This window comes from Streptomyces gobitricini (genome assembly GCF_039532985.1).
In the GTDB taxonomy this organism is placed as follows: Bacteria; Actinomycetota; Actinomycetes; order Streptomycetales; family Streptomycetaceae; genus Streptomyces; species Streptomyces gobitricini.
On sequence record NZ_BAAASR010000021.1, the window covers coordinates 77852 to 92328 of the forward strand.

Genomic DNA, 14477 nt, shown 5'->3' on the forward strand with positions numbered 1-14477 from the left:
GGCCCGGCACCCGTCCGATCCGCTGAGCCCCGCCGACACCCGCCCGATCCGCGAGGAGAAACCGTCCCCATGCCCGACTTCCGCCGCCCGTTCGAGTGGGTGCAGGACGCCGACCGGCACACGCAGTTGATCGACCCGGTGCTCACCGTGCGGCAGCTCGCGCGGTTCGACTTCGCCCGCAGGTCCCTGACCCGTATCGACCACGCCCTCGTGTTCGCCACGCCGAAGGGCACGTACGACGCCTACCTGCCGCCGCGGCGGCCCTCGCGCTCCGAGGCGGCGGCCAAGCGGTACACCGCGGTGTACGAGGTGGACATGGGCGTCCACCCAGTACGGGCGGAGATCAAGCTGCCCAGCGACAACGACGCCTTCGAGTTCGGGGTGATCGCCGAGCTGTCGTGGCAGGTCGCCGACCCGGCCCGGTTCGTGGAGAGCGGCCACCGGGACGTGCCGCGGCTGCTGCTCGGCGAGCTGGAGCAGGCGGCCCGGCCGGTGGCCCGCCGCTTCCCGATCGCCGAGAGCGCGGCCGCCGAGCGGGAGCTGCTGGACGCCGTGGCCGCGCGGGGCGCGCTGGGCGCGTCGGTGGGGCTGACGGTGACGTGGACGGTCCGGCTCCGCCGCGACCAGGAGAACATCGACCACCAGCTGCGGCTCCAGGCCATCGACCATGCCGCCACGGAGCAGATCCACACCGAGCGGCGCGGCATGGAGTACGACGTCGCCCTGGACCGGCGCAGTCGGCAGCAGGACGCCCTCCAGGTGGGCCGGGCCATGGAGTACGGACAGCAGCAGCAGGAGCTGGTGCTCCAGCAGCAGGCGTGGCAGCACGAGCGGGCCATGCTGGAGGCCCGCCAGGCGGTCGAGATGCAGCGGATCGAAGCGCAGAAGATCGAGTTCTACCAGTGGCACCTCCAGCAGGGCGGCGTCCACGCCTGGGCACTGCACCTGGCGCAGCACCCTGAGGACTCCCGGCTGGTGATGAACAGCATGCGGGAGGACCAGCTCCGGCTCATCCAGGCCCAGATGGGCCTGGTCGGCCAGTTGCTGGGCGGCGACGGGGCGGAGAACTACGAGCTGGAGGGCCCCAAGGAGCTGGCGCTGCGGGCGGTCAGCGACATCCTGAACCAGCGCCTCCCGGGTGTGGCCCAGGGCGCTCCGCCCCAGCTGCCGGGCGACCCGGACCACCCGCGGGCCGGTACGCCCCGGGCCGGCACGCCGCAGACCGGTACGCCGCAGTCCCCGCCCGGCCCGTCTGCCGCACCGCCCCAGCCGGACACGCCTCCTCACGCACCGGCACCGCCGTTCCCGGGCGTCCCGCGGGCGGCGGAACCCGCGCCGACTCCGGCCGTCCCCGGGCCAGGCCCCGCTCCCGGCCACCAGCCGCCGGACGCGGTGGGCACCTTCCAGGGCTGGCAGCCGCCGCCGGGGTACGGCACCGCGCCGGTGATGCCGCCGCAGCCGCCGACGCCTCCACCCGTACAAGCGCCCGTACAGCCGCCTGTACCGCCGCCCGCGTCACCGCCCGTACAGCCGCCCGCGCCGCCGCGGCCTCCGGCCGGCCGGCACGCCACCGCCCCTGCCGAGGAAGGCGGAACGGCCGAGGACGGGCCCGCCCGGGAGGCCGGTGCGCCGTGACGGACGCCTCCCCGGACCCCGCGGCCCCCGCCGCCGTCCCGGCCTTCGACGCCGCCGCCCGGCTGCTCGCGGACCTGCGCTCCGAGATCGCCCGAGCGGACCACAAGGCATCCGTCCTGGTGGCCGCGCTCGGTATGACCGCCGGCGTGGTCAGCGGCCTGCTCGCCGGCCGTGGGTGGGGCCCCGGCGCGCTGTCCCTGCCCGGCGCGGCCGCCTGGTGGGCGGGCACGGGCGCGCTCGCGCTGGCTCTGCTGGCCCTGCTGATGGCCATCGTGCCGCGGTACGGCGCGGCCGACTGGGAGCCGGGGCAGCCGCTCTCCTACTTCGGTGACATCCAGGAGGCCGTACGACGAGGCCTACTGGCCGAGGCGCTCGCCGAGACGGAGCGCGCCGGAGCCGTCTCGCTCATCGCGGCGCTGACCGAGAACAGCCGCATCGCCGCTCGCAAGCACCAGTGGATACGGACGGGTGTGCTCGCGTTCTCGGCGGGCGCGGTCCTGCTGCCCGCGTCCCTGCTCGTCGGCTGACGTCGACCCACACCACGAAGGACCTCGAAGGATCACCATGTCGCAGCCACCGGAACCGCAGTACCCGGGCTCGGACTCCCCGCCCTCGTACCCGGCGTCCCCACCAGCACCCGCGTACCCGGAACCCGCCCCGGCGGCGCCTCCGGCCGCCCCGCCCCCGTACCCCCAAGCCCCACAGGCCACCGTCCCGCCGCAGTACCCCCAAGCCCCACAGACCTCCGTGCCTCCACAAGCTCCCCAGCCCGTCCCATCCGTCCCATCCGTCCCATCCGCCCCACCTACCGCCCAGCCCCCGCAGTACCCACCGCCCTACCCTCACCCCCAACCGCAGCACCACCCATATCCACATCCGTATCCGCACTCGCAGCCGAATCCCCACCCGCACCCACAACCGCCCCAAGCCCCACCCGCCCCGGACCCCACGACGCTCAGCACCCCACCCGGCAGCACACCCGCCCCCGGCCCCACGACCCTCGGCACCGCACCCCCCGCACCCGGCAGCACACCCGCCCCACCCGGCAACACACCGGCCGCGCCCGCCCTCCACCCCGACGACCCCTCCCACCCGCACCACATCAGCACCGACCGGCGCCGTATCCACCTCTCCGACAGCCAGCGCGGCGCGGACGCCACGGCCGTCGGTAACCTGCTGCTCTACCTGCCCCACTTCCTGTGCAGCGCGTTCGTCATGGCCCTGGTCTCGCTGGTCTTCGGCGGGCTCGGGCTGATCGTGTTCTTCGCCTGGCTGCTCAGCGGCGCGCTGGTGTTCCACCGCCCCACCGAGAGCGCCGTCGCACGCCACCTGCTGCGCCTGCGTCACCCCACGCCACAGGAGCGCGCCCGGCTCGAACCGGTGTGGCGGGAGGTCACCGCACGTGCCGGCGTGGAGGGGCGCAACTACGAGCTGTGGGTGGAGGACAGCGACCATCTCAACGCGGTCGCCGCCGCCGGACACATCGTCGGCGTCACCCGCTTCGCCATGAACCAGCTGCCCAACGGCGAGCTCGCCGCCGTCCTGGCCCACGAGCTGGGCCACCACGTCGGCGGCCACGCCTGGTCCTCGTTGCTGGGCCACTGGTACGCGCTGCCCGGCCGCGTCGCCTGGCGCGTGCTGCGTACCGTCTCGTCGGCGGTCTTCAAGGTGTCCCGCCTGTTCTCCTGCTTCGGCATGGGGCTGGTCATCCTGGTTTTCGGCAGCTTCGCACTGGCGACCATCAGCACGCTGTACGGTCTGCCGCTGCTCATCCTCGGCGTTCCGTACGCTCTCGCCGCCGTCGGCCGGCGCGCCGAGCTACGGGCCGACCAACACGCGGCGGCCCTCGGGTTCGCGCCGATGCTGGCCGCCGTCCTGGACAAGCTGCACCAGGCGGAACAGCACCAGCGGGCGCAGGCGGCCGCCATCGCGGCCTACCACGGGGGTCCCCCTCCGCAGGAGAGCCCGCTGAGCAAGCTGCTCTCCTCGCATCCGGACCACTACACCCGGCTGCACCACCTCCAGCCGTACCTCCAGCCCCAGCGCTGAGAGCCCACGGAAGCGAGTGCGCGAAAGCGCGCGCGCGGAAACCACACGCGCAGACGCCAACGCGCGGAAGCCGCACAGGCGGCACCACACCCGAACGCCAACCCGCGAAACAGACACACGGAAACGCCGAGGGCGGTCACCCCGTACGAAACGGGGTGACCGCCCTTCGGTCGATCAAGCGACTCGCTTACTGGTTGTACGGACCGTAGTCGTAGTCCTCCAGCGGAACGGCCTGGCCGGAGCCGGTGCCGAACGGCGAGTAATCGATGTCGTCGTAGCCGACGGCCGAGTACATCGCGGCCTTCGCCTCCTCGGTCGGCTCGACCCGGATGTTGCGGTAGCGGGACAGGCCCGTACCGGCCGGGATGAGCTTACCGATGATGACGTTCTCCTTGAGGCCGATCAGGGAGTCGGACTTGGCGTTGATCGCCGCGTCCGTCAGGACCCTGGTCGTCTCCTGGAAGGAGGCCGCGGACAGCCACGACTCCGTCGCCAGCGACGCCTTGGTGATACCCATCAGCTGCGGACGGCCGGAGGCGGGGTGACCGCCCTCGGTGACCACACGACGGTTCTCCGACTCGAACTTCGACCGCTCGACCAGCTCGCCCGGCAGGAGCTCCGCGTCGCCGGACTCGATGATCGTCACGCGGCGCAGCATCTGCCGGATGATGATCTCGATGTGCTTGTCGTGGATCGACACGCCCTGCGAGTTGTAGACCTTCTGGACCTCGCCGACCAGGTGGACCTGGACGGCACGCTGGCCGAGGATGCGCAGCACGTCGTGCGGGTTGGTGGCGCCCGCGGTGAGCTTCTGGCCCACCTCGACGTGGTCGCCCTCGTGCACCAGGACCTTGGCGCGCTTCGAGATCGGGTAGGCCGTCTCGTCGCTGCCGTCGTCCGGGGTGACGACGATCTTCTTGGTCTTCTCGGTCTCCTCGATCCGCACGCGGCCGGAGGCCTCGGAGATCGGGGCGACACCCTTGGGCGTACGAGCCTCGAAGAGCTCGACGACACGGGGCAGACCCTGGGTGATGTCGTCACCGGCCACACCACCGGTGTGGAAGGTACGCATCGTCAGCTGCGTACCGGGCTCACCGATGGACTGGGCGGCGATGATGCCGACCGCCTCACCGATGTCGACCAGCTTGCCGGTGGCGAGCGACCGGCCGTAGCAGAAGGCACAGGTGCCGACCGCGGACTCGCAGGTCAGGACCGAGCGGGTCTTGACCTCCTCGACGCCCGCGTTGACCAGGGCGTCGATGAGCACGTCACCCAGGTCGACGTTGGCCGGCGCGATGACCTTGCCGTCCACGACGACGTCCTCGGCGAGCATCCGCGCGTACACGGACGTCTCGACGTCGTCCGCCTTGCGGAGGACACCGTCGGCGCCGCGCTCGGCGATCCGCAGCTTCAGACCGCGCTCGGTGCCACAGTCCTCCTCGCGGATGATCACGTCCTGCGAGACGTCCACCAGACGACGGGTCAGGTAACCCGAGTCGGCGGTACGCAGGGCGGTGTCGGCGAGACCCTTACGGGCACCGTGGGTGGAGATGAAGTACTCCAGCACGGACAGGCCCTCGCGGAAGGACGCCTTGATGGGACGCGGGATCGTCTCGTTCTTGGCGTTCGACACCAGACCGCGCATACCCGCGATCTGGCGCATCTGCATCATGTTTCCTCGAGCGCCCGAGTTCACCATCATGAAGATCGGGTTCGTCTTGGGGAAGTTGTCGTTCATCGCCTCGGCGACCTCGTTGGTCGCCTTGGTCCAGATCGCGATGAGCTCCTGCGTGCGCTCGTCCTTGGTGATCAGACCGCGCTCGTACTGCTTCTGGACCTTCTCGTCCTGAGCCTCGTACGACTTGACGATCTCCTTCTTCGCCTCGGGAACGACGACGTCGGAGATGGCGACGGTGACACCGGAGCGGGTCGCCCAGTAGAAGCCGGCCGCCTTCAGGTTGTCGAGCGTCGCCGCCACGATGACCTTGGGGTAGCGCTCGGCGAGGTCGTTGACGATCTCGGAGAGCTGCTTCTTGCCGACCGAGTAGTCGACGAACGGGTAGTCCTCGGGCAGCAGCTCGTTGAAGAGCGCACGGCCCAGGGTCGTCCGCAGGCGGAACGAGTCACCCTGCTGCCACGCCCCGGCCGCGACCGAGTCGTCACCCTCCTCCTCGACCGGCGGGGTCCAGCCACGCGGCGGGACGGTACCGATCGGGAAGCGGATGTCGACCTTCGCCTGGAGCGACAGCTCGCCCCGGTCGAAGGCCATGATCGCCTCGGCGGAGGAGTTGAAGGCGCGGCCCTCACCCTTGACCTCGCGCTCCTCCTCGTCCGTGGTCAGGAAGAAGAGGCCCAGCACCATGTCCTGGGTCGGCATGGTGACCGGACGGCCGTCGGCCGGCTTGAGGATGTTGTTCGAGGACAGCATCAGGATGCGGGCCTCGGCCTGCGCCTCCGCGGACAGCGGCAGGTGCACGGCCATCTGGTCACCGTCGAAGTCCGCGTTGAACGCGGTGCAGACGAGCGGGTGGATCTGGATGGCCTTGCCCTCGACCAGCTGCGGCTCGAAGGCCTGGATGCCGAGGCGGTGCAGCGTGGGCGCACGGTTCAGCAGCACCGGGTGCTCGGCGATGACCTCTTCGAGGACGTCGTACACCACGGTGCGGCCGCGCTCGACCATGCGCTTGGCCGACTTGATGTTCTGCGCGTGGTTCAGGTCGACCAGGCGCTTCATCACGAACGGCTTGAAGAGCTCCAGCGCCATGGCCTTGGGCAGGCCGCACTGGTGCAGCTTCAGCTGCGGGCCGACGACGATGACGGAACGCGCCGAGTAGTCGACTCGCTTGCCGAGCAGGTTCTGACGGAAGCGACCCTGCTTACCCTTCAGCATGTCGCTGAGGGACTTCAGCGGGCGGTTACCGGGACCGGTGACCGGGCGACCGCGGCGGCCGTTGTCGAACAGCGCGTCGACGGCCTCCTGGAGCATCCGCTTCTCGTTGTTCACGATGATCTCGGGGGCGCCGAGGTCAAGGAGACGCTTGAGGCGGTTGTTGCGGTTGATGACGCGGCGGTACAGGTCGTTGAGGTCGGAGGTCGCGAAGCGGCCACCGTCCAGCTGCACCATCGGACGCAGGTCCGGCGGGATGACCGGCACGCAGTCCAGCACCATGCCCTTGGGGCTGTTGCTGGTCTGCAGGAACGCGGACACGACCTTGAGCCGCTTCAGGGCGCGGGTCTTCTTCTGGCCCTTGCCCGTACGGATGATCTCGCGGAGCTTCTCGGCCTCCTCGTCGAGGTCGAAGGACTCCAGGCGCTTCTGCAGCGCCGCGGCACCCATCGAACCGTCGAAGTACGTGCCGAAGCGGTCGCGCAGCTCGCGGTAGAGCAGTTCGTCGCCCTCGAGGTCCTGGACCTTGAGGTTCTTGAAGCGGTTCCACACCTCGTCGAGACGGTCGATCTCGCGCTGGGCACGGTCGCGCAGCTGCTTCATCTCGCGCTCGGCACCCTCGCGCACCTTGCGGCGCACGTCGGCCTTGGCGCCCTCGGCCTCGAGCTCGGCGAGGTCCGTCTCGAGCTTCTTGGCGCGGGCCTCGAGGTCGGCGTCACGGCGGTTCTCGATCTGCTGGCGCTCGACGGAGACGTGGGCCTCCAGCGACGGCAGGTCGCGCGTGCGGCGCTCCTCGTCGACGTACGTGATCATGTACGCCGCGAAGTAGATGACCTTCTCGAGGTCCTTCGGGGCGAGGTCCAGCAGGTAGCCCAGCCGGGACGGGACGCCCTTGAAGTACCAGATGTGGGTGACGGGAGCGGCCAGCTCGATGTGGCCCATCCGCTCACGGCGCACCTTGGCGCGGGTGACCTCGACGCCACACCGCTCACAGATGATGCCCTTGAAGCGGACGCGCTTGTACTTGCCGCAGTAGCACTCCCAGTCCCGGGTCGGGCCGAAGATCTTCTCGCAGAAGAGTCCGTCCTTCTCGGGCTTCAGGGTGCGGTAGTTGATGGTCTCCGGCTTCTTGACCTCGCCGTGGGACCACTGACGGATGTCGTCCGCGGTGGCCAGGCCGATCCGCAGCTCGTCGAAGAAGTTGACGTCGAGCACTATGCGTCAATCCCTCTCAGGGTTTGAGTCTCAATCATGGTCTGTACGGGTCCGGGGCAGGGCCGGGGCCTCGCGAGGAGGCCCCGGCCAGACCCGTCAGACCTCTTCGACGCTGCTCGGCTCGCGCCGGGACAGGTCGATGCCGAGCTCTTCCGCAGCGCGGAAGACGTCCTCGTCGGTGTCGCGCATCTCGATGGACATGCCGTCCGAGGACAGCACCTCCACGTTGAGGCACAGGGACTGCATCTCCTTGATGAGCACCTTGAAGGACTCGGGGATGCCGGGCTCGGGGATGTTCTCGCCCTTGACGATGGCCTCGTAGACCTTCACGCGGCCGGTGACGTCGTCGGACTTGATGGTCAGCAGCTCCTGGAGGGCGTAGGCGGCGCCGTAAGCCTCCAGCGCCCACACCTCCATCTCACCGAAGCGCTGGCCACCGAACTGAGCCTTACCACCCAGCGGCTGCTGGGTGATCATCGAGTACGGACCGGTCGACCGGGCGTGCAGCTTGTCGTCGACCAGGTGGTGGAGCTTGAGGATGTACATGTACCCGACGGAGATCGGGTCCGGGAACGGCTCGCCGGAGCGCCCGTCGAACAGCCGGGCCTTACCGGTCGGGAGCACCATCCGGTCCCCGTCGCGGTTCGGGATGGTGTGCTGGAGCAGACCGGCCAGCTCGTCCTCACGCGCACCGTCGAAGACGGGGGTGGCGACGTTGGTGCCGGGCTCGACCTGGTCGGCGCCGATGGCCTGGAGGCGCTGCGCCCACTCGTCCGCGAGGCCGGAGACGTCCCAGCCGCGGCTGGCGAGCCAGCCGAGGTGGATCTCCAGGACCTGTCCCGGGTTCATTCGGGACGGGACACCCAGCGGGTTGAGGATGATGTCGACCGGGGTGCCGTCCTCCAGGAACGGCATGTCCTCGATCGGCAGGATCTTGGAGATGACGCCCTTGTTGCCGTGACGGCCGGCGAGCTTGTCACCGTCGGTGATCTTGCGCTTCTGCGCGACGTACACGCGCACCAGCTGGTTCACACCGGGGGGAAGCTCGTCGCCCTCCTCGCGGTCGAAGACGCGGACGCCGATGACCTTGCCGGTCTCGCCGTGCGGCACCTTCAGCGAGGTGTCACGGACCTCACGGGCCTTCTCACCGAAGATCGCGCGGAGCAGGCGCTCCTCCGGGGTCAGCTCGGTCTCACCCTTCGGGGTGACCTTGCCGACCAGGATGTCGCCGGCGACGACCTCGGCACCGATACGGATGATGCCGCGCTCGTCGAGGTCGGCGAGGACCTCCTCGGAGACGTTCGGGATGTCCCGGGTGATCTCCTCCGGGCCGAGCTTGGTGTCACGGGCGTCGACCTCGTGCTCCTCGATGTGGATCGAGGAGAGGACGTCGTCCTGCACGAGGCGCTGCGACAGGATGATCGCGTCCTCGTAGTTGTGACCCTCCCACGGCATGAACGCGACCAGCAGGTTCTTGCCGAGCGCCATCTCACCGTTCTCGGTGGCGGGGCCGTCGGCGAGGACCTGGCCCTCGATCACGCGGTCGCCCTCGGAGACGACGACCTTCTGGTTGACCGAGGTGCCCTGGTTGGACCGGGAGAACTTGGCGATCCGGTACGTGGTGTACGTGCCGTCGTCGTTGGCGACGGTGACGTAGTCGGCCGAGACCTCCTGGATCACACCGTCCTTCTCGGCCTTGATGACGTCGCCGGCGTCGGTGGCACAGCGGTACTCCATGCCGGTGCCGACCAGCGGCGCCTCCGCCTTGATGAGCGGAACGGCCTGGCGCATCATGTTCGCGCCCATGAGGGCACGGTTGGCGTCGTCGTGCTCGAGGAACGGGATCATGGCGGTCGCCACCGACACCATCTGGCGCGGCGAGACGTCCATGTAGTCCACGTCGTCGGGCGCGACGTAGTCGACCTCGCCACCACGGCGGCGGACCAGCACGCGGGCCTCGGCGAACCGGAGCTCGTCGGTCAGCGGCGCGTTGGCCTGCGCGATGACGAAGCGGTCCTCCTCGTCGGCGGTCAGGTAGTCGACCTCGTCGGTGACCTGGCCCTCGACGACCTTGCGGTACGGCGTCTCGACGAAGCCGAACGCGTTGACACGTCCGTACGAGGCCAGCGAACCGATCAGACCGATGTTCGGGCCTTCGGGCGTCTCGATCGGGCACATACGGCCGTAGTGGGACGGGTGCACGTCACGGACCTCGAAGCCGGCCCGCTCACGGGACAGACCACCCGGGCCAAGAGCCGACAGACGGCGCTTGTGGGTGAGACCCGACAGCGGGTTGTTCTGGTCCATGAACTGCGACAGCTGGCTGGTGCCGAAGAACTCCTTGATGGAGGCGACGACCGGCCGGATGTTGATCAGGGTCTGCGGCGTGATCGCCTCGACGTCCTGGGTCGTCATGCGCTCGCGCACGACGCGCTCCATCCGGGCCAGACCCGTGCGGACCTGGTTCTGGATGAGCTCGCCGACGTTACGCAGACGACGGTTGCCGAAGTGGTCGATGTCGTCGGTCTCGACGACGATCTGCGTGCCGTTCTCGCCGATCGTCTCGGTCTCGCCCGCGTGGAGCTTCACCAGGTACTTGATCGTGGCGATGATGTCGTCGGTGGTCAGGACACCGGCGTCCAGCGGCTCATCGGCGCCGAGCTTCTTGTTCACCTTGTAGCGGCCGACCTTGGCGAGGTCGTAGCGCTTGGGGTTGAAGTAGAGGTTCTCGAGCAGCGTCTGAGCGGCCTCGCGCGTCGGCGGCTCGCCCGGGCGCAGCTTGCGGTAGATGTCGAGCAGCGCGTCGTCCTGACCCTGGGTGTGGTCCTTCTCCAGGGTGGCGCGCATGGACTCGTACTCGCCGAACTCCTGCAGGATCTGCTCGGTGGTCCACCCGAGCGCCTTGAGGAGGACGGTGACGGACTGCTTGCGCTTGCGGTCGATGCGGACACCGACCATGTCGCGCTTGTCGATCTCCATCTCCAGCCAGGCACCCCGGGAAGGGATGATCTTGGCGGAGAAGATGTCCTTGTCGGACGTCTTGTCGATGGAGGAGTCGAAGTAGACACCCGGCGAGCGGACGAGCTGCGACACCACGACACGCTCGGTGCCGTTGATGACGAAGGTGCCCTTGTTGGTCATGAGCGGGAAGTCGCCCATGAAGACCGTCTGGGACTTGATCTCGCCGGTCTCGTTGTTGGTGAACTCGGCCGTGACGAAGAGCGGGGCGGCGTACGTGAAGTCGCGCTCCTTGCACTCGTCGATCGAGTTCTTGGGGGGCTCGAAGCGGTGGTCGCGGAAAGTCAGCGACATCGACCCGGAGAAGTCCTCGATCGGCGAGATCTCCTCGAAGATCTCCTCCAGACCGGACTTGGTGGGAACGTCCTGTCCGGACTCCAGAGCCGCCTCGACACGAGCCTTCCACGCGGCGTTGCCGAGCAGCCAGTCAAAGCTCTCGGTCTGCAGCGCGAGGAGGTTCGGAACCTCGAGGGGCTCCTTGATCTTTGCAAAGGAGATGCGCAGCGGGGCGGTGCTTGCGCCGTTGTTCGTATTCGCGGTCGAGGCGTTGCGCGAGGCGGCCAAGAGGGGGTCCTTCCGAGGGCTCGGACTCACTACGCGCGTACCGGTCCCTCGCCGGACACGGAGACAGACTTCCTGATGCCGGACAAAAGGCCAGGTCAGGAGGGTCGGTCAACTGTGCTCTTGCGAGGGTATGCCCCTGGTGACGGGCAGGAGGCAGCTAACAGGCAGCGCAAAGGGTCAGTGTAGCCACTTGGCCCACTGATGTCCAGGGCGAGCAATTCGCGACCCTCGTTGTTCTCAACTCCGCGGCACCTCGCGCCGTTGGCGCACATCGATACTGCCCGTTCGGCCGTCGATCCATGCCTCGGATCCGGATCGTGTGACGGCGCGTCCTGAGAATTGCGCGCGGCGTGCGGTTCGTCAAGGCCCCCGGCCGTGCGGGGCCGTGCGCGGCGCACGGCGAAGATCACCATACTCCGCGCCGGGCTCAGCGCAAGGCAGGCGTTCCGGCAACGCCGAAGGGCGACCACCCGGATGGGTGATCGCCCTTCTGAACGCCCTGTGAGGGGCGCTGAGCGAGTCAGGAGACTCGCGGGGTGTTACTTGACCTCGACGGAGGCGCCGGCAGCCTTGAGGGACTCGGCAGCCTTCTCCGCGGCGTCCTTGGCGACCTTCTCGAGGACCGGCTTCGGGGTGCCGTCGACGAGGTCCTTGGCCTCCTTCAGGCCCAGGGAGGTCAGCTCACGCACGACCTTGATGACCTGGATCTTCTTGTCGCCGGCACCGGTGAGGATGACGTCGAACTCGTCCTTCTCCTCAGCGGCCTCGGCCGGGGCGCCCGGGACACCGGCGGCGGCAACGGCGACCGGAGCGGCGGCGGTGACGTCGAACTTCTCCTCGAACGCCGAAACGAACGCGGCGAGCTCGATGAGGGTCATCTCCTCGAACTGCGCGAGCAGGTCTTCCTGAGACAGCTTCGCCATGATGGCGGTCCTTCCACTAATTCGGCTGGTGCCGGGTGTACATGTGAGGCGGGCGTACGTTGGGCCCGCTGCGACCGTCGCCCCTAGGGGGCCACGATCAATGCGCGAGCCGAATTACTCGGCACCGCCCTGCTCGGCCTGCTTGGCACGGAGCGCGTCCACGGTGCGGACGAGCTTCGAGGGAAGCGCCTGGAAGAGCGCGGCAGCCTGGGACTGCTTGCCCTTCATGGCGCCCGCCAGCTTGGCGAGCAGAACCTCGCGGGACTCGAGGTCCGCAAGCTTCTTGATCTCATCGGCGGACAGCGCCTTGCCGTCAAGGACACCGCCCTTGATGATCAGGTTGGGGTTCTCCTTGGCGAAGTCACGAAGACCCTTCGCCGACTCCACCGGGTCACCGGTGATGAAGGCGACAGCCGTCGGACCAGCGAACTGGTCGTCCAGCGTCGTGATCCCGGCCTCGTTGGCCGCAATCTTGGTCAGCGTGTTCTTCACCACGGCGTACTGGGCGTTCTCACCGAGCGAACGGCGCAGCTGCTTGAGCTGTGCCACGGTGAGACCGCGGTACTCGGTCAGCACGGCGGCGTTGGAGCTGCGGAACTTGTCCGTCAGCTCGGCAACCGCAGCAGACTTGTCGGGCCTCGCCATGAGCCTCGGCCTCCTTCCGGGTGATTCGGACCGCGTGGGCTGAAGGAAGGAGACTGGGCAAAACGAAACGCCCCGGCGCAGGCGCACGGGGCGTGACTCGACCGACTGCGCTCAGGAAGAGCGGCATCCGGGAGTTACATCCACATTCACCTGCGCGGGTCGTCCGCAGCTAGCGGATCCTTCGGCCGCCGCGACTCTGACGAGCGCGGCAACGACCAGCGGTCTTTGGCTTCTGTAGAAGAGTACGGGACCGCCCCGACGTCAAGCAAATCGGCCCACCCGGGTGATCCGTCACCGCGCCCAGGAAGGTGCCCGGGCCCCCACCCGCCCCGGCCCGCGGTCCGGTGTCCCGCACTCGGCGGAGGCCCCGGGAGGGCGGGTCGGCCGCCCACCGGCGGCCACCGCCCGGCGCCCCGCTCCCCCGGCCGGCCCTGCGAGCCGCTCCACCGGGAGGGGTGTGCGGCCGAGGCTCAGGCGCCGCTGCCGGGGCTGCCGGCGCCCGCCCCGGTGCCGGCCGAACCGGCCGCGCCGAGCTCCTCCATCAGCTTCATGAAGTCGAAGGTCTCGGCGGCCGGCGGCGCCACCACGGTGGCCTTGACGCCGTAGTCGGAGTAGTTCGCGGTGATCTTCACCGTGCCCTGCGGCATCGTCATGCCGAGGTCCATCTTCACCGGGTAGCCGGCCTCATCGACCCAGACCTCGGTGTCGTAGCCCTTGATGCCCGACTTCTCCGCCTGGTCCACCAGCTCCTTGCGCTCCTTCTCGGTGAGCACGTCGAGCGACTTGTTGGACTTCACCATGTCCTGGAAGGTCAGCGTGCCCTTGTAGTGCTGGGCCTCGACTCCGCCGACCTTCTGGGAGCCGACGTGCTTGAGGTTCGGCGAGTCGAGGAGCAGGGCGAGCTGCTGGGCCGGGGACTGGTTCATGTCCTCCAGGCCGCGCGTCATCTGCTTCTGGAGCTGCTTGTCCCCGGACGCCTCGGCCATGGCGCCGAGGTCCATCTTCATCCAGCGCTTGCCGTCCATCTCCTCGGCGGCCTTGGTGCCCAGATCCATGTACATGGCGTCGTCGAGCCACTTCATACGGATCTGCTCGGGCATGGCCGCGTCCGCGCCGGCGCCCGCCATCCCCTTCGGCGCCTTCATGGTCATGTCCATGAGCGTGGGGTCCCACCCCATGACGCCCGACAACTCCATGGTTCCGGCGGCCTCGGCCGACCCGGACATGGTCATCGTCATACTGACCTTGGCCGTCTTGGCCTCCGCCGTCTTCTTGTACGCCGCCTGGACGACCTTGGTCACGGCGTCCCGGGACTGCAGCTCCGGCCCGCCGGTGGCCTTCTTGTTCCCCGCGTCGCCGTCCTGGCAGCCTGCGGCGCCGACGAGAACCGCCGCCGTGACCACCGGTATTCCCGCGCGCTTCCATACGGACATGCGTACGACCCCCACCCTCGTGTTCTCCCCAATGAGTATGGAAAAGACCCTAACGCACCCCTCTGACACCGTCGCCGGAAACAAGTCGGCCCCCGCGGTTCCGGAGAA

General features: G+C 68.9%; 8 protein-coding genes. 3 read left to right on the plus strand and 5 right to left on the minus strand.

Going from position 1 to position 14477, the window contains the following annotated elements; genetic code table 11:
* Positions 1-69 precede the first annotated feature (69 nt).
* The 3 genes from ABD347_RS19745 (at position 70) to ABD347_RS19755 (ending at position 3684) form a co-directional block, all read left to right on the plus strand.
* Positions 70-1635: a hypothetical protein gene (locus ABD347_RS19745; protein ID WP_344363096.1), complete on the plus strand. Its 1566-nt coding sequence runs from the start codon at positions 70-72 to the stop codon at positions 1633-1635.
* The gene (locus ABD347_RS19750) at positions 1632-2162 is read left to right on the plus strand and encodes a Pycsar system effector family protein (protein ID WP_344363099.1); all 531 of its coding nucleotides are present in this window, start codon (positions 1632-1634) and stop codon (positions 2160-2162) included. Before ABD347_RS19745 ends, ABD347_RS19750 begins: the two co-directional genes overlap by 4 nt.
* Before the next feature lie 688 nt (positions 2163-2850).
* Positions 2851-3684 (plus strand): M48 family metalloprotease, encoded by an 834-nt coding sequence (locus ABD347_RS19755; protein ID WP_344363101.1) that lies wholly within the window; start codon positions 2851-2853, stop codon positions 3682-3684.
* 187 nt (positions 3685-3871) lie between these two features.
* Here ABD347_RS19755 and ABD347_RS19760 read toward each other — a convergent pair whose 3' ends face one another.
* The 5 genes from ABD347_RS19760 to ABD347_RS19780 form a co-directional block, all read right to left on the minus strand.
* Complete coding sequence (locus tag ABD347_RS19760) at positions 3872-7786, minus strand: DNA-directed RNA polymerase subunit beta' (protein WP_344363104.1); 3915 nt, start codon at positions 7784-7786, stop codon at positions 3872-3874.
* Between the two features lie 96 nt (positions 7787-7882).
* Positions 7883-11368 carry a DNA-directed RNA polymerase subunit beta gene (gene rpoB, locus ABD347_RS19765; protein ID WP_344363107.1) on the minus strand — a complete coding sequence of 1162 codons (3486 nt, stop codon included), beginning with the start codon at positions 11366-11368 and terminating at the stop codon, positions 7883-7885.
* Positions 11369-11907: 539 nt separating this feature from the next.
* Positions 11908-12291, minus strand: coding sequence for a 50S ribosomal protein L7/L12 (rplL, locus tag ABD347_RS19770; RefSeq protein WP_156692854.1), 384 nt, complete (start codon positions 12289-12291; stop codon positions 11908-11910).
* 114 nt (positions 12292-12405) lie between these two features.
* A complete protein-coding gene (rplJ, locus tag ABD347_RS19775; protein WP_073753442.1) occupies positions 12406-12936 on the minus strand; it encodes a 50S ribosomal protein L10 in 531 nt (176 codons plus the stop codon).
* Between the two features lie 470 nt (positions 12937-13406).
* Complete coding sequence (locus ABD347_RS19780; RefSeq protein WP_344363115.1) at positions 13407-14369, minus strand: SCO4651 family lipoprotein; 963 nt, start codon at positions 14367-14369, stop codon at positions 13407-13409.
* Between the last annotated feature and the right edge of the window lie 108 nt (positions 14370-14477).